This window comes from Mucilaginibacter tolerans (assembly GCF_030519375.1).
Taxonomy (GTDB): domain Bacteria; phylum Bacteroidota; class Bacteroidia; order Sphingobacteriales; family Sphingobacteriaceae; genus Mucilaginibacter.
In genome coordinates this window covers 43,168-60,318 of sequence record NZ_JAUMKB010000006.1, presented here as the reverse complement: position 1 = coordinate 60,318, position 17,151 = coordinate 43,168, and the positions used below count along the sequence as shown (strand labels likewise).

Below are 17,151 nucleotides of genomic sequence, written 5' to 3'. Positions count from 1 at the left end.
ATCGCTCAAAGCAAGGCACCCCTTGAGAATTATGAGGCAAACATACGCTTTTTTGTCCGGAAGTCGGAAAAGTCCGAAAGCCCGTTAGATTATTTTTCATTTTTACGGACTTCTTTTACACTTTCCGACTTCCCGTCTTTCGGACTTTCGGACTAAAACCCTAAGTTTGCAAACTTTTATAAATACACGTTATGCTACGGACACATACTTGCGGCGAATTAAATATCAGCCATTTAGGTGAACAGGTTACTTTATGCGGATGGGTACAAAAATCACGCGATCTTGGCGCACTAACTTTTATTGATATGCGCGACCGTTATGGTTTAACACAATTGGTATTTAATGCAGATAGTGACGGAGCATTACGCGATAAAAGCCGCTCGCTTGGCCGTGAATTTGTGATCCAGGTAAATGGAAAAGTGATTGAACGCGCAAGCAAAAACACAAGGATACCTACCGGTGAGATTGAGATAGAGGTAGTTGAACTGCAAATATTAAATGAGGCCAAAACTCCTCCGTTCCAGATCGAGGATGAAACCGACGGTGGTGAGGAACTACGTGCTAAATACCGCTATCTTGACTTGCGCCGTAACCCAATCCGCAATAACATGGTGCTCCGCCACAAAATGGCACAGGAAGTACGTAGATATTTAGATGGATTGAACTTTATCGAGGTGGAAACTCCGGTACTGATCAAATCAACCCCAGAAGGTGCGCGCGACTTTGTGGTACCAAGCCGTATGAACCCGGGCGAGTTTTATGCCCTGCCGCAGTCGCCGCAGACATTTAAGCAATTGCTGATGGTGAGCGGGTTCGACCGTTACTTCCAGATCGTAAAATGTTTCAGGGACGAGGACTTGCGAGCGGACCGTCAGCCTGAGTTTACCCAAATAGACTGCGAGTTATCGTTCATCACACAGGAAGACATCCTGCATATTTTTGAGGGGTTGACCCGTCACCTGTTTAAAACGGTAAAGAACATCAACCTTGATAAATTCCCTCGCATGCAATATGCAGATGCAATGCGTTTGTATGGTTCTGACAAACCGGATATCCGTTTCGGAATGCAGTTTGTGGAGCTGAATGATATTGTAAAAGGCAAGGGCTTCGGCATATTTGATAACGCTGAATTGGTTGTTGGCATCAACGCCAAAGGCTGTGCTGGCTATACCCGTAAGCAAATAGACGAGCTAACTGAATGGCTTAAACGCCCGCAAATTGGCGCTACGGGTTTGATTTATTGCCGTTATAATACCGATGGTACGTTAAAATCATCAGTAGATAAATTCTACAGCGAAGATGAGCTGACCAACTGGGCGGCTGCATTTGAAGCAGAACAAGGCGACTTAATGCTGATTCTTGCCGGGCAAACCGACAAAGTTCGCAAGCAAATGAACGAGCTTCGCCTGGAAATGGGCAACCAATTGGGTCTTCGTAAAAAAGACGAGTTTGCTACACTTTGGGTGCTTGACTTCCCATTACTGGAGTGGGACGAAGAAACCGGACGTTACCACGCTATGCACCATCCGTTCACTTCGCCAAAACCTGAAGATATTCCATTATTGGATACCGATCCTAAAAATGTGCGTGCTAATGCATACGATTTGGTGATCAACGGTACCGAAATAGGCGGCGGTTCTATCCGTATCCACGACCGTGCATTGCAGGCCCTGATGTTCAAACATCTTGGCTTCAGCAAGGAAGAGGCACAAAAACAATTCGGCTTCCTGATGGATGCTTTTGAGTATGGCGCTCCTCCGCATGGCGGCATCGCTTTCGGGTTTGACCGTTTGTGCTCCATCTTTGCCGGACTGGATTCAATCCGTGATGTGATCGCGTTCCCTAAAAACAACTCGGGCCGCGATATCATGATCGATTCGCCTTCAACTATTGCTGATGAGCAGTTGAATGAGCTGAAAATAAAGACTACTGTATAAATCATATTACAAAGGTTAAGCTGTAAAGGACGGATTATTCAATTCGTCCTTTATTATTTATATTTATTTCGATAAACGAATCTTATTGGGATGAAAAAAATTTACCTGCTTTTGTTTTCACTGATTGTTACTCAGGCATTTGCTCAAACCAACGATCTGAAAAAGGTTGCGGCAAAAAAAGCCGATTCCCTGTTTAACCAGACGGTAACCTGGCGCCGCGATTTTCACGAGCATCCGGAGTTGGGTAATCACGAGACGCGTACCTCTGGTATTATCGCTGCTTATTTAAAGTCGCTTGGTTTAGAGGTAAAAACAGGTATCGCCACAACGGGAGTGGTAGGGATATTAAAAGGAGGCAAACCTGGTCCGGTAGTTGCCCTGCGTGCCGATATGGATGCGTTGCCGGTTACCGAACGTACTCCTGTTGAGTTTGCTTCAAAGGTTACGTCAACATATAATGGTCAGCCGGTAGGTGTAATGCATGCCTGCGGGCACGATTCGCATATGGCGATGCTGATGACTGCCGCCAAAATACTTACGGCCATGAAAAGCGAGCTGCATGGCACAGTGAAATTCATTTTTCAGCCAGCCGAAGAAGGCGTTCAGGCGGGTGAGACTGGTGGTGGCGAAGAAATGGTCAAAGAAGGCGTATTGGAGAGCCCTAAAGTAGATGTGATATTCGGTTTACATATATTTTCTTATATTCCTGTCGGGACGCTCAGGTATCATTCCGGCGGGGTAATGGCCAGCGTGAATGATATGAAAATAGTGATAAAGGGAAAATCGGCACACGGAGCTTACCCGTGGTTCAGTGTGGACCCGATTGTTACGTCTGCGCAGATCATCACCGATTTGCAAACCATAGTAAGCCGCAATGTCAACATTACTGAAAACCCTGCTGTAGTAACTATTGGGGCAATAAACGGTGGCACCAGGCACAATATCATCCCCGAAAAAGTCGAGATGGTAGGGACGCTTCGTGCTTTGAGTAATGAAGACGAGCAATTACTGATTACCAGAGTGAAACAGATCGTCACCAAAATTGCTGAGGCCAATGGAGCCGAGGCCGATGTGAAGATCCCGTACAGCGTGCATTATCCGGTTACTTATAATGATCCTGAATTGACAGCAAAAATGTTACCCGTTTTACAGGAAACCGCGGGAGCGTCAAACGTTATTGCTGGTCCTGCTGTTACTGGTGGAGAGGATTTCAGTTTTTACCAGGAAAAGGTACCCGGGCTTTTTGTGTTCCTGGGCGGCATGCCGAAAGGCGCTGATCCGAAAACAGTCGCGCCAAACCATACGCCTGATTTTTATATTGACGAGGGCGCCTTTCCGCTCGGGGTTAAAACCCTTTGTAATTTAACTTTAGATTATATGGCTGCAAAACAGTAAATAAAATATTGATACATTTGCGAATCAACCGATTATGAACAAACAAATTCTTGCCTTTTTCATATCATGCTTGGGGTCCGTATTGATGGTGCAAGTCGCATACGGCAATAGCATTGTACTGCATATTCACGGAAAACAAATTGCTGACTCGGCTTCTAACCGGAATGAGGTGGTAAAAATCATCAACACTGTTATAAAAGCCTCGAGTACTTTTGATGTGAATGCGGTAACCGATCTTTATACACCCAATGCAGTAGTCGCCGACGAGGAGCCGCCGTTCTCATGGAACGGTCCGACGGCCGGTGTGCAATGGATCAGCACCGTTGAAAAGACCTGCAAAGATTACAAGATGAAGAACTTCAACGCCAAAATACGGGATATCAGCGTTTACCTGCAAACCGATGAAAGCATATATGTGGTAGTACCCGTTGATTATACCGGCGAGATCAAAGGCGACCGTTTTGATGAAGAAGGCGCATTTACTTTTATATTCCGTTTAGTAAACGGTCATTGGCTCATCAAAAGCCAGGTGTGGGTGGCCAGGAAAGGAATGTAAGTATTGCCTAACCTCCTTTTCATTTGTAGTAAAAATCAATGGCGCAGTCCCACTGCTGAGTTGCTGTTTAAAAATCATCCTCTTCATTCGGCTCGCTCTGCCGGAACAAACAACAATGCCCGTGTTCGTGTTAACCAGAAAATGATCGACTGGGCAGATGTGCTGTTCGTGATGGAGCGCAAGCACCGCGATATCATCAGAGAACGTTATATCATTTCAAATCAGCCGGTCGTTGTGTTGGAAGTCCCCGATGATTACCAGTTTGAGGACCCTGAATTAATAGAAATATTGAGAATCAGTTTAGCAGACTACCTTTAAAATAAACATTTGTTAGTTTGATAATATCCGCTCTTTTTTAATTAAATTTGGGTATAAACCGTCTATTATGAGTCTAGTTAGTGAAATTAAATGCCCTCACTGCGGGGCATGGAGTCCGTCGACTGGAATGGTTGACGCGAAGTGTGTGAAATGTGGCGCTCTGCTTGAACCGGAACGTGTAGCACATTATGAAGAAGTAAAGCTTGCAGAATCCCGAAATCAAGGTTATTACTTAACGATAAGTGAAAATGATGAACAGCTCACCCAGATCTATAAGATCTTTGCAAACGCAATACGCTGGAGTGCGTATTATTCGGTGATGTTGTTTTTCCTGATCATGGCAGCTATAATTTTTATAATTGGCCTGATAGCCCTGTAATTCCCCTGTTTCAAAAACATATGTCGCGGTTCTCTGCAGCCTCTCAGGATGGCGGATAGATATATTATTGTTTAGAAATGAGCCAGGTTTGCGAAATAAAGTGCCCGAATTGCGGCAACTGGACCCTTTGGAAAGGTGAGATGGACGATCGGTGCCTTTATTGCGATTCCTTCCTGGAGCCACAGCGCTTTTCGCGCGATATAGAAAAGAAAATTGTTACGCAGGTAAAAAGGGAAAACGATTACTTCGCTTTAAAACCAACAGATGGGCGTTTTAAGCGTGAAGTCAAAATTTTTTTCAATTCATTCCGCTGGCTGGTTTATTATTTCGAGATAGCATTTTTTATTTTCATCACCACATTATTGGTCTTACTCGCCTTTATGGCCGCATAAATGAAAACGTTGCTCAACAAATGGTTTATTGGCGGGTGTTTAATATGGTTTGTAGTGGCCATTATGCGAAGAAGTGGGCACCCCTTACCTGTATTAAACGGATATATCGACGATTTGGTAGCCATACCGGTGATTGCCAACCTGGGTTTATGGTTCCAAAGAACATTCGTTATCCGGAATAATTATTATGTATTATCACCCTGGCATGTAGCATTTATTGTTGTCTATGTTTCCGTATTATTTGAACTAGCTCTGCCTAATTACTCTAGGACCTACACAGGGGATGGGTTGGATGTAATTCTGTATCTGACCGGTGGAATATTTTTTTATAAAATAATAAACCGCCCTATTACCCCTGAAAAGCGGGAAATTATTCATAACTAATTTATTATTAGTAAGAAATAAAAAAAATATTTGTGTCTGATGCACGCAATGGCTTGAAAAATTAATATTTTTTGTATATTTGCTTTTACAAAGTAACATCATTGTTACAATGTGATAAGGTTTAGGTAAAAGTCCCCAATCAGCGAGTGAGAGGGGGCTTTTTTTATTCCACCTTTTTGAAGTCATATGGGTCATATTCTACAAAATCAGCCACCTTTACACGCACTCCTGTGACCTTACCATTAATCACTGCAAAAGGGAAAATAGCCTTACCCAATACCGGGTCTGAAAAAGTCACATAAAAGCGGTTGCCGCCAAGCGGTTGCAAGTGCGCATACATTTTGGGGTGATGTTCAAAACGCATTTCCAGATCGTTGCCCATGCCTTGCGTAACTGTCATAGTGCCATACAATTCATTTGCGTATTTACCGGTATACTGTGCCGCAGGTAATGCAGGCAGACGGTTTAATGCTACGCTATCGCGAAGTTTTTTATCATCGGAGCCTTCTTTTTGCTGATTGGCTTTAAAATAGTTCAGATATCTCTGGTTGTAATCTCTGAAAGGCTGCTTTAAATAAACATCAATGATGTCCCACTTCATCGCCTCATAAAAGTTATTCGCGTCAGTATTGGTTAGGATGACGATGCCCAAATGTTCTTTTGGCACCAAAGTCACCGATGATACATAACCGTTTACGCCGCCGGTGTGCGACACGATCTGCCGGTTATCATAAGTCTGCAAAAACCAGCCTAGTCCGTATAACTCATAGCTCATTTCGCCACTCAGGTAGGTTATGCTACCCACATAATCCTGGGGTTGACGGGTTATTTCAATAGCGGAGGACGGTATTATCTGTCTTTGGCCAACCTTACCATCATTTAACTGGGCAAGCACCCATTTGCTCATATCATTTACCGATGAGCTGATAGAACCACACGGAGCGATGCCATCTATCTGGCAATAAGGGATAGCAGTAAGCTGGCCATTAACAAGAGTATGCGGAACGGAGCGGTTCAATGACTTAGGAATGTCGGCGCTTAATGCCAGGGTATTCATCATACCAAGTGGTGCAAAGATGTTTTCCCTTAAATAAACCTCCCACGGCTTGCCCGTAACCTTTGGAATGATCTGCCCGGCTGTTAAAAATGCCGAGTTCGTATATCCCCATTTGGTCCGGAACGGGTATGCCGCTTTGACCAGGCTCATTTTCTGGATCACCTGCTCGCGGGTCAGATCAGTATTATAAAATGTAAAATCGCCCTGGAAAGTGCGGAAGCCAATGCGGTGACACAGCAAGTCGCGGATAACAGCCTCCTCTCCCGCAAACCTATTTTCCAGCTTAAACTCAGGCAGATATTTGGTTACCTTATCATCTAATGCAAGCTTCCCTTGTGTTTGCAGCATAGCCAACGCGGTGGCCGTAAAGGCCTTGGTATTGCTGCCTATCATAAACAGGGTATTTTCGTCCACCTTGTTGTTCAGCCCTAGTTCCTTAATGCCATAGCCTTTCATCAAAACAATTTTGTTGTCTTTAACGATACAAACTGCAGCCCCCGGTATGCGCCAGTTAGTCAGGGCCCGGTTGATATAGATATCCAGGCTGTCAGAAATAAACTTGCTGCGGTCTGTTTTTTGCGCCCGGGCAACAGACGTAACGATTATGAGACCAGTTAGTAGCAGATATAGCTTTTTCATAAGGAATTATTAATTTGCGGGGCATTATCTCGTGCTAAAATAACGCAAAAGTTAACGATTGAGTGCAAAATCTCAAATTACTGAACACTAAAATTGATTAAATGAAAACCAGGTTTTACCACTCAGGGTTTGCTATCCTGACCATTTTTTTATTGCTTTCTTTCCAGGGAAAAGTATATGCGCAACGCAGCGGAACCATTTGGGCCAAAGACGGCTATCAATATTACAAAGTAGACGGGAGCGGTATCGACGAGCTGGATGCCCGTGACGCCAGCAAAAAGACAATCATCGTAACCAAAGACATGCTTACACCACAGGGCAAGGCCCCGCTGGCAATAAGAGGTTTTTCTTTTTCGGATGATGGTAATAAGGTATTGATCTTTACCAATACCAAACGTGTATGGCGTTACAATACCCGGGGCGATTATTGGGTGTATGACATAACCGCTAAAACTTTGAAACAACTGGGCCGTGGTAAACCTGAATCATCCCTGATGTTTGCAAAAATATCTCCGGATGGCACCAAAGCAGCCTATGTAAGCGGCCACAATATTTATGTAGAAGACCTGGCAAGCGGTGAAATCAAACCGATGACAACTGATGGCACTACCAGGCTGATCAATGGTACTTTTGACTGGGCCTACGAGGAAGAATTTGATTGCCGCGACGGTTTCCGCTGGTCGCCGGATAGCAAGCTTATCGCTTACTGGCAGATCGATGCCCGCAAGATCAAGAACTATCTGATGCTGAACACTACAGATTCTATTTATCCATACACCATTCCGGTTGAATATCCTGTTGCAGGCGAAGACCCAAGCTCATGTAAAATAGGTGTAGTAAACATTGGTGATGCAAAAACTACCTGGATAGATATACCGGGCGATAATGTTCAGCATTATATACCGCGTATGGAATGGACCACCAATTCAAATGAGATTATTCTGGAGCAACTGAACCGTGCACAGAACGAGAGCAAAATATTTGTGGGGAATGCGTCTAACGGCACTACTCGTGTGATTCACACCGAAACGGATAACGCCTGGATAGACGGCAAAGCGCGTTGGAACGATGGCAATCCTGTTGGATGGGATTGGCTTAAAAATGGTAAGGAGTTTATCTGGGTAAGCGAGAAAGACGGATGGCGCCACATTTACCGCATAGGGGAAAATGGTAAGGAAACCTTGATCACCAGGGGCAAGTATGACATCATTAAATTGAATTGTATTGACGAAGTGGGGGGTTACGTTTATTTTACTGCATCACCTGATAATGCTACTCAAAAATATCTTTTTCGTGTAAAGCTGAACGGATCGAGTAAAGTGCCTGAGCGTTTAACACCAAATGATCTTCCGGGTACACATAATTATGATATTTCTCCAAGCGCTAAAATTGCGATTCATAATTTCTCAAACAGCTATACACAGCCACAAACCGAAACAATCACTTTGCCCGATAATAAGCACATTAGCGGTGTAACCCTGGCTATCAATAAGGAGGTCAAGAACAAACCTGAATTCTTTAAAGTTAAAACTGCCGATGGGATAGAAATGGACGGATGGATGGTAAAACCAACCAATTTTGATCCGAACAAGAAATACCCGGTAGTATTTACTGTTTATGCTGAACCTGCCGGACAGACTGTAGTAGATAGCTATGGTGCAGGCCACAACGGCTTATATGTAGGCAGTATGGCTGATGATGGTTACATCTACATGGCGGTTGAGGGGCGTGGCGCACCGGCTCCAAAAGGTGCTGCATGGCGCAAGGCAATTTACAAGAATATCGGTATCATCAACATCCGTGACCAGGCAATGGCTGCCAAAGAAATACTGAAATGGCCATTTGTCGATTCGACCCGCATAGCGGTGCATGGCTGGAGTGGCGGCGGTTCAACGACCCTTAACCTGCTGTTCCAATATCCTGATATTTATAAAACCGGTATTGCCGTAGCAGCGGTGGGATGGCAGTTATCCTATGACAACATCTACCAGGAACGTTATATGGGTGTGCCTACAGATGAAGCGGGCAGAGAGCCTTTCATCAAAGGATCGCCGGTTACTTATGCAAAAAATCTGCGTGGTAATTTATTATACATCCACGGTACAGGCGATGATAATGTACATTACAGGAATGCAGAATTGCTGATCAACGAACTGATAAAATACAATAGACAGTTCCAACTGATGTCATATCCAAACCGCTCGCACGGCATATATGAAGGCGAGGGTACCACCTTACACCTGCGTACATTGTTTACCAAATACCTGAAGGAGCATTGTCCACCCGGGGGCAGATAAGATTCGGTTTCGATTATAAAGATGAAAGCCTCCGATTAACGATCAGGAGGCTTTCATCTTTATAAGACTTAGGTTTTAGAAAGGAAGATCGTCAGCGGTGCTTTCACCGCCAATAGTATTATTGGCCTGAGCACTTTTCCCCGGCTGACGGTTTCCATTTTCTTCAAAGTCACTTTTCCGACCAAGCATGGTAAAGTTTTCGGCCACTACTTCGGTCGTATATTTTTTTATACCCTCTTTGTCTTCGAAGGATCTGGTTCTTAATTTACCCTCGATATATACCAGTTTCCCTTTTTGCAAAAATTTCCCGGCCACATCGGCCAGACCGCGCCACATTACAATGTTGTGCCACTCGGTTTGCTCCATCTTCTGACCATCTTTATTAAATGTTTCCGAGGTTGCCAAAGGGAAGCTCGTTACAGATACGCCACCCTCCAAATAACGCATCTCGGGATCCTTGCCTAAGTGGCCGATCAAAATCACTTTATTAATACCAGACATAGTTTAAACTAAAACAGATTTTTATTTACAAATTAAATAAATTATTTATAAATATAAAAATGATTTTTGGCATAGCTATTTTTTCTAAGTTATTTACATAATTGTAAAACCATTTTTGTTCTAATTTAATTGGCTTGTTGCTGATATGAATAAACTGCGCATGCAAATGCTGGTGGGTTAATACATGCTTTTTTATAGGGTAAGTATTGATAACCCGGCTGTTTTCTCCAAAATAACTTTTGAATTCAGGAAGTGATAAGACCTGTTCCGTGGTTAGTCTGTGCGTACTTTCAAATAATGGAAAATCGTACATATTGGCCCAGATATCTTTATCATCCCGCTTATTCATTAGTATAGTATCACCATCAGTCACCACGATATAGTTTAAAAAACGCTCTCTTATTTTGGTCTTTTTAAGTTTTTTAGGCAGATCGGCAATTGCATCATTGTTGAAGGCATAGCAGCCCGATCTTACCGGGCATATTTCACAATCGGGATTTTTGGGCTTGCAAAGCATCGCACCAAATTCCATCATAGCCTGGTTGTGCAACCCTGGGTTATCTTTGTTCAGGATGTCATTAGCAATGTCCTGGAACAACTTTTTCCCTTTGGTGATATTGATGGGTTCGCTGATGCCAAAATATCGCGCCAGGACCCTGAAAACGTTCCCGTCTACAACGGCCTTAGCCTGATTGGTTGAAAAAGAAGAGATTGCTGAAGCGGTATACTCGCCTATGCCCTTCAAGTGGATCAATTGGTCATACACCGCCGGAAATTCTCCATTAAACTCTTTTACTACCTGACGTGCTGTTTTCAGCATGTTACGTCCGCGGGAGTAATAACCAAGTCCTTGCCAAAGGTTTAGTATATCATCCTCGTCAGCAGCGGCAAAAGCCCTTACGTTAGGGTATTTTTCAAGAAAGCGGTGAAAATAAGGCATGCCCTGCTCTACCCTTGTTTGTTGTAAAATGATCTCCGAAAGCCAAATAGTGTAGGCGTTGGTTGTATTGCGCCAGGGCAGGTCGCGTTTGTTTTTAAAGTACCACTGTATCAGTTCGTCAGAAAAGTTCATGTGCCTCAAATGTAGTTTTAAGCGTGTGCAATTACATGAGATTTGTAACGTTTATGTATTAATTATGGGTTAACAAAAAAAAATCGGCCAATTATTTTAATCTTTGGTTAGAAACAAATACTTTTGCAACCCCAAAACAGTTAAGTATTTACAAAAAAAAATAAATAAAATCTGATATGACTAAGGCAGAAATTATAGCTGAGATCTCATCTAAAACAGGTATCGAGAAAGTTGACGTTCAAGAAACTGTAGAGGCATTCTTCAAGGTTGTGAAAACCTCAATGGTTAGTGGCGAGAATGTTTACGTAAGAGGCTTCGGTAGCTTCGTTGTTAAAAAGAGAGCGAAAAAAACGGCGCGTAACATTTCAAAGAATACCGCTATAATTATCCCTGAGCACTTTGTACCAAGCTTTAAACCAGCTAAAACTTTTGTTGAGAAAGTTAAAACTGGTAACAAAGCGACAAAAGCCGTAAAATAATTTTATAACATGAAGGGGAAGCAGATAATCGTTATTCTGATAGTTTTGGCTATTTCCGGTTATTTGTATTCCTTGCCTGTTAAAGGTTTAATAAAGCCCAAGGTGGCGAAAGCTACCTCGGGTGTTGTTTCAGGATCGCGACCCGCAGTTGCAAATAATGTAACTGTTGAAGATGTATCCGTCCCGGCTAAAACAGCAATCGGAGCGGCATTAGCTGCAAGAATAAACGATCTGGAAGGCCAGTTAAAAACCGCCGGTTCCGATGCAGCTAAGCTAAGCTTGCAAAAGCAACTGGCAAAACAATGGGACGATGACAATCAGCCCGCTCCATCAGCATTCTACTACCAGGCAGTAGCTCAAAAAGAGAATACTTTTGAAAACTGGATGAATGCAGGTAATCATTTCAATGAAGCTTACAAAAGCGCCACTGACACGGCGGTGCAGCCCACTTTTGTTGAAAATGCGATTGATGCGTACAAGAACGCGGTCAAACTGAAACCAGAGGACCTGGATGCAAAAACAGGTTTAGGTGTAGCTTACGTTAACCAGACAAGTCTGGGCATTACCGACCCTAACGGCGGTTCGCCGATGCAAGGTATTATGCTGCTGCTTGATGTGGTGAAACAAGACCCCAAAAACTGGAACGCAAACCTGAATCTCGGCATGTTCGCGATGAAATCCGGACAGTTTGAGAAAGCGGTTGCCAGGTTTAAAAACATGATAGCCCAAAAGGACGAACTTGAGCCAAACTTTTATTTGGCAGAATGTTACCGCCAGTTGGGTATGAAAAAGGAAGCAATTGCAGCTTATCAAAAATGCAAAAACATGGTTTCTGAGCCTGTCGTGCAACAGAAGATGGACCAATATATTAAGGAATTACAGAATTAAGTAAACGCACATTTAAAAAATTATCATTATGCCAAGCGGTAAGAAACGTAAAAGACACAAAATGGCTACCCACAAACGTAAAAAACGTTTGAGAAAAAACAGACATAAGAAGAAGTAAGTGATTTGGTTGATTATGTGAATGGTTGATTAAGTTATTGTTTTTAGATAACCAATCGGCCTATTCTGACGTAATCAACCATTTAACTATACTTAGTTATTGTTTTACCTCTTATGATAAGCGGCTTTTATATGCCGCTTTAAGAAATGGAGTAGCAGTTGATAAAAGAATTAATTATCGATTCAACCCCGAACGGGGCTACCATTGCGTTATTACAGGATAAACAACTTGTAGAACTTCATAAAGAGCAGGCGACTAACAATTATACTGTTGGTGACATTTATTTGGGCCGGATCAAAAAGATTATGCCTGGTTTAAATGCTGCATTTGTTGATGTGGGATACGAGAAGGATGCATTTTTGCATTACCTGGACCTTGGTCCGCAGGTGCAGAGCCTGCTGAAGCTGACCAAACAAGTGCGCAGCGGTGGTTACCAGTCGAAGTTGTTGGACAATTTTAAACTGGAGGCTGATATTAATAAATCCGGTAAGATATCGGAAGTATTAACCAAAAATCAGCTTATACCGGTACAAATTGCCAAAGAACCGATATCAACAAAAGGACCACGCCTGAGTTCCGACCTGTCGATTGCAGGCCGGTATGTTGTTTTGGTGCCTTTCTCAGAGGCCATCTCTATATCTAAAAAGATCAAGAGCAATACCGAGCGCAACCGTCTTCGTAAAATTGTTGAGAGCATTAAGCCGAAGCATTTTGGTGTAATCATCCGTACCGTTTCAGAAGGTAAGGGCGTTATCGAAATGCAGCAGGATCTGCTTGACCTGATCTCGAAATGGGAAACTTTTATTACCCGTTTGCCAGCTATCGAGCCTTCAAAAAAAGCCTTAGGCGAGATTGATCGTACCTCGACGTTATTGCGTGACATCCTTAACCCTGATTTTCAGCATATCTATGTAAATGACAATTCCATTTACGAAGAGATACGCAGTTATGTGCACCAGATATCACCTGACCTGGAAAATATAGTTCGCCTGCATAAGCATAAGGACCCTATTTTCGAACACTATGGTGTAGATAAGCAGATAAAAGGGGCCTTTGGAAAGACAGTCAATCTTGCCGGCGGCGCTTACCTGGTCATTGAACACACCGAAGCGCTGCACGTAATAGACGTAAACAGTGGTAACCGTACAGCCAATAAAGAAAACCAGGAGGAGAACGCCTTCCAGGTAAATAAAGAGGCTGCACGCGAGATTGCAAGGCAATTGCGCTTACGCGATATGGGCGGTATTGTGGTGATCGATTTTATTGATATGCACAAGCCGAACAATCGTAAGGATCTCTTTGATTTTCTGAGAAATGAGATGTCGCACGACAGGGCGAAGCATACCATATTACCACCTAGTAAGTTTGGTTTGGTGCAGATTACCCGTCAGCGTGTGCGCCCTGAGATGAACATTGTAACCAGCGAAGTGTGCCCTACCTGCCACGGTACAGGAACCATAAGGCCGACTATCCTTTTGCTGGATGATATCGAAAACAACTTCAACTATATCCTGGTTGAACAGAACGAAAAAAACATTACCCTAATAGTACACCCCTACATAGAGGCCTATATCAAAAAAGGGTTAGTTAACCGTCAATGGAAATGGTATTTTAAATACGGCCAGTGGATAAAGGTGAAAACCAACCCATCCTACCAGATTACCGAATTCCACTTCTTCTCATCTAAAGACGAAGAAATAAAACTTTAATTACGATTTACGAATTTAGATTTACGATTGATTCACTTATGGGTCAGTCGTAAATCTGTTTTATTTTGCTATTAATTTTAGCATTTGGTAAAAAAATCGTAAATCGTACCTCATAAATCGTAAATTAAATTGGCTAAATCTAAAGTTGCATATTTCTGCCAGAGCTGTGGCTTCGAATCTCCTAAGTGGCTGGGTAAATGCCCGTCGTGCCAGCAATGGAATACGTTTGTTGAGGAGATCATCGAGAAGGTAAATGTTGCCGTTCCGACCTGGAAAAGTAATTCAACCTCAACACAGCGTTCCAACAAGCCGGTACAGGTATCAGAAATTACTTTTGATGAAGAGCAACGCACGCTCACTCCTGATAAGGAATTTAACCGCGTCTTAGGCGGCGGTATTGTAGCAGGATCACTAGTATTGATTGGTGGTGAGCCGGGTATAGGCAAATCGACCTTGATGTTGCAATTAGCGTTAAACATGCCTCAAATGAAGGTGCTGTATGTCTCGGGTGAAGAAAGTGAGCGGCAGATCAAAATGAGAGCGGAGCGACTTTCGGAAATCGGAGGTCAGAAGTCGGAAGTCGGAAGCGGATGTTTTATTTTGACGGAAACTTCGACACAAAACATTTTTAAGCAAATTGAACAACTGGAGCCTAATTTGGTGGTGATCGATTCGATACAAACGCTTTATTCTTCTCATATAGAATCTACGCCTGGTAGTGTATCCCAGGTGAGGGAGTGCACGGCCGAATTGCTGCGCTTTGCCAAGGAATCATCTACGCCGGTATTCCTGATCGGTCATATAACCAAAGACGGCATGATTGCAGGCCCCAAGATACTGGAACATATGGTTGATACTGTTTTGCAGTTTGAAGGCGACAGGCACCACGTTTACCGTATTCTAAGGGCAGTGAAGAACCGGTTTGGCTCAGCATCCGAATTAGGCATCTATGAAATGATGGGCGAAGGCTTAAGAGAAGTATCCAATCCTTCTGAAATATTACTTTCACAACGGGACGAACCCTTGAGTGGCGTTACAATATCGGCCACGTTAGAAGGTCTGCGCCCTATGCTGATTGAGACACAGGCTCTGGTAAGTACATCAGCCTACGGGACACCTCAACGTACAGCTACTGGCTTTGATACACGTCGTATGAACATGCTGCTGGCTGTACTCGAAAAACGTTGTGGTTTCAGACTTGGAGCAAAAGATGTATTCCTGAATATTACCGGCGGTATACGGGTAGAAGACCCGGCTATCGATCTTGGCCTGGCTGCTGCCATTATTTCATCGCACGAGGATATACCCATACCTTTCAAAACCTGTTTTGCAGGGGAATTAGGGTTATCAGGTGAAGTACGGGCGGTAAATCGCATTGAACAACGCATAGCCGAAGCACAGAAATTAGGATTTGAACAAATTTTTATTTCCAAGTACAACCTGGCATCGGGCGGAAAGGATAAAAAGCGTATAGACCTGTCCCGTTATAAAATCGAGATAAAAACGGTAGGAAGCATCGAAGAAGTATTTAGTATGTTATTCGGTTAAAGTAAAAATCCCTGCAGAATATTATTCTACAGGGATTTTTGTTAGTTATTTGATTTTACAATCAGTTGGTACTAACAACAACTACCTTTCTTATGCTGTTATTATTAAAGTCAGCTACAAAGATACCGCCCGCCGGAGTAACACAAATACCTAGCGGCGTGTTAAACTTGGCTGCTGTGCCAGATCCATCTGCGAAGCCTGTCACATTTGCTGAACCCGCCAGGTCGTAAAGAACCTTAGCTGAGGTCAGTTCGATGATTCTGCCCGACTCGTCTGTGATAAAGAAATTACCTTGCGAATCCATCGATATTCCTGTAGGACTACCTACCAGGCTGGCTTGGCCCGGGCCGCCAGCTATGGTAGTAACTACCGCTGCCGGAGTGATTTTTCTGATTGCGCTGTTGCCCAAATCGGCAACATAAATATTACCCTGGGCATCTACTACTAATCCGCTTGGATCTCTGAATGATGCATAAGTTCCGTTTGTTGTATTTACCGTGCCATTTACGTACCCCGGCGTTTTGGTGCCGGCAATCGTGCTAACCACTCCCGCTGAAGTGATTTTGCGTATCATATTGTTATCACGGTCGGCCACAAATAGGTTTCCGCTCTGATCAACGGCAACAGCCACCGGACTTCTGAATTTAGCAGCTGTAAGGGCGGCACCGTCGGCATAGCCAGCAATTCCGCTACCCGCAACAGTTTTTACGACACCTGCGGTAGTGATTTCCCTGATAACATTGTTACCAAAGTCTGCTACGAAAATATTTCCCTGCGCATCCACAGCTAAACCTTGTGGGCCATAGAACTCTGCATCCGCTGCCGGCGTGTCTGTGGTATTATATCCTGCGTTGCCGTTACCTGCAACAGTAGTTACCGTGCCATCGGGAGCTATTTTGCGAATCCTGTTGTTAAATGAATCCGATATATAAAGATTGCCACTTGCATCAGAAGCTATACCCGCAGGATTACTGAAAAGTGCGGCTGTTCCCAGGCCATCACCATAACCACCATTGGTGCTTCCTGCAAACGTAGTAACTGAACCATTTACTGATGACAAAGTTGAGCTCGTTGTAAATGTCACTACACTTCCGTAACTCGTTCCATATTGATTGGTTGCATAGGCTCTCAAATAGTATGTTGTGTTTGGCGTTAAACCAGTTAAATCATTTGTAAACGAATATGAAGTGGAAATAAGAGCTGAAGCTTTCTTCGTATCGCTTATAGTGGGGGTTTGGTTCGATGTGCTGTAGCATACGCCATTTTCTGTAATAACTGATGTGCCGATAGAAGTAATAGTGCCTCCGCTTTGCGCTGTAGTAGAGGTCACATCCAATATTACATCATTGGTTGTAACCGTGGGAGCTGAATTATTGGTGTCGGTGTGGGTTTTTTTACATCCCGTATTTAAAACAGCAACAGATAGAAAAAGAATTACAGCAAGTAGGGGTGTTTTCATTTAATAATTTTTGTTTTTTTTAA

Annotated in this window: 16 protein-coding genes; 12 read left to right on the top strand and 4 right to left on the bottom strand. The window is 43.4% G+C overall.

Features of this window, described 5'->3' with window-relative positions; genetic code table 11:
• The first annotated feature begins 191 nt into the window (after positions 1-191).
• From aspS to Q3A68_RS10180, 7 genes are all read left to right on the top strand, one after another.
• The gene (aspS, locus tag Q3A68_RS10210) at positions 192-1,937 is read left to right on the top strand and encodes an aspartate--tRNA ligase (protein WP_302900979.1); all 1,746 of its coding nucleotides are present in this window, start codon (positions 192-194) and stop codon (positions 1,935-1,937) included.
• A 90-nt stretch (positions 1,938-2,027) separates the two neighbouring features.
• Positions 2,028-3,332, top strand: a complete 1,305-nt coding sequence (locus Q3A68_RS10205; protein ID WP_302900978.1) for an amidohydrolase — start codon at positions 2,028-2,030, stop codon at positions 3,330-3,332.
• A gap of 34 nt (positions 3,333-3,366) precedes the next feature.
• Positions 3,367-3,888 (top strand): nuclear transport factor 2 family protein, encoded by a 522-nt coding sequence (locus Q3A68_RS10200; protein WP_302900977.1) that lies wholly within the window; start codon positions 3,367-3,369, stop codon positions 3,886-3,888.
• A gap of 3 nt (positions 3,889-3,891) precedes the next feature.
• Positions 3,892-4,206 carry a low molecular weight protein tyrosine phosphatase family protein gene (locus tag Q3A68_RS10195; RefSeq protein ID WP_302900976.1) on the top strand — a complete coding sequence of 105 codons (315 nt, stop codon included), beginning with the start codon at positions 3,892-3,894 and terminating at the stop codon, positions 4,204-4,206.
• Positions 4,207-4,273: 67 nt separating this feature from the next.
• Entirely contained in the window at positions 4,274-4,585 is a 312-nt protein-coding gene (locus Q3A68_RS10190; protein ID WP_302900975.1) for a hypothetical protein, read from the top strand.
• 77 nt (positions 4,586-4,662) lie between these two features.
• On the top strand, positions 4,663-4,977 hold the full coding sequence (locus tag Q3A68_RS10185; protein ID WP_302900974.1) for a hypothetical protein: 315 nt from the start codon (positions 4,663-4,665) through the stop codon (positions 4,975-4,977).
• The gene (locus Q3A68_RS10180) at positions 4,978-5,361 is read left to right on the top strand and encodes a hypothetical protein (RefSeq protein ID WP_302900973.1); all 384 of its coding nucleotides are present in this window, start codon (positions 4,978-4,980) and stop codon (positions 5,359-5,361) included. It begins immediately after the preceding gene.
• A 163-nt stretch (positions 5,362-5,524) separates the two neighbouring features.
• Here Q3A68_RS10180 and Q3A68_RS10175 read toward each other — a convergent pair whose 3' ends face one another.
• Complete coding sequence (locus Q3A68_RS10175; RefSeq protein ID WP_302900972.1) at positions 5,525-7,057, bottom strand: serine hydrolase; 1,533 nt, start codon at positions 7,055-7,057, stop codon at positions 5,525-5,527.
• Positions 7,058-7,158: 101 nt separating this feature from the next.
• Here Q3A68_RS10175 and Q3A68_RS10170 point away from each other — a divergent pair, with 101 nt between their 5' ends.
• On the top strand, positions 7,159-9,354 hold the full coding sequence (locus tag Q3A68_RS10170) for a S9 family peptidase (RefSeq protein ID WP_302900971.1): 2,196 nt from the start codon (positions 7,159-7,161) through the stop codon (positions 9,352-9,354).
• 75 nt (positions 9,355-9,429) lie between these two features.
• Here the strand turns inward: Q3A68_RS10170 and Q3A68_RS10165 are convergent, their stop codons facing one another.
• Together Q3A68_RS10165 and mutY are read right to left on the bottom strand one after the other, a co-directional pair.
• Positions 9,430-9,855: a single-stranded DNA-binding protein gene (locus Q3A68_RS10165; RefSeq protein ID WP_302900970.1), complete on the bottom strand. Its 426-nt coding sequence runs from the start codon at positions 9,853-9,855 to the stop codon at positions 9,430-9,432.
• A 25-nt stretch (positions 9,856-9,880) separates the two neighbouring features.
• Positions 9,881-10,927: an A/G-specific adenine glycosylase gene (mutY, locus tag Q3A68_RS10160; protein WP_302900969.1), complete on the bottom strand. Its 1,047-nt coding sequence runs from the start codon at positions 10,925-10,927 to the stop codon at positions 9,881-9,883.
• A gap of 176 nt (positions 10,928-11,103) precedes the next feature.
• Between mutY and Q3A68_RS10155 the strand changes: the two genes are divergently transcribed.
• The 4 genes from Q3A68_RS10155 (at position 11,104) to radA (ending at position 15,669) form a co-directional block, all read left to right on the top strand.
• A complete protein-coding gene (locus Q3A68_RS10155; RefSeq protein ID WP_302900968.1) occupies positions 11,104-11,406 on the top strand; it encodes an HU family DNA-binding protein in 303 nt (100 codons plus the stop codon).
• A gap of 9 nt (positions 11,407-11,415) precedes the next feature.
• Entirely contained in the window at positions 11,416-12,294 is an 879-nt protein-coding gene (locus Q3A68_RS10150; RefSeq protein ID WP_302900967.1) for a tetratricopeptide repeat protein, read from the top strand.
• A gap of 276 nt (positions 12,295-12,570) precedes the next feature.
• The gene (locus Q3A68_RS10145) at positions 12,571-14,121 is read left to right on the top strand and encodes an Rne/Rng family ribonuclease (protein ID WP_302900966.1); all 1,551 of its coding nucleotides are present in this window, start codon (positions 12,571-12,573) and stop codon (positions 14,119-14,121) included.
• A 129-nt stretch (positions 14,122-14,250) separates the two neighbouring features.
• The gene (radA, locus tag Q3A68_RS10140) at positions 14,251-15,669 is read left to right on the top strand and encodes a DNA repair protein RadA (protein ID WP_302900965.1); all 1,419 of its coding nucleotides are present in this window, start codon (positions 14,251-14,253) and stop codon (positions 15,667-15,669) included.
• A 61-nt stretch (positions 15,670-15,730) separates the two neighbouring features.
• Here radA and Q3A68_RS10135 read toward each other — a convergent pair whose 3' ends face one another.
• The gene (locus Q3A68_RS10135; protein ID WP_302900964.1) at positions 15,731-17,128 is read right to left on the bottom strand and encodes an NHL repeat-containing protein; all 1,398 of its coding nucleotides are present in this window, start codon (positions 17,126-17,128) and stop codon (positions 15,731-15,733) included.
• Positions 17,129-17,151: the final 23 nt, after the last annotated feature.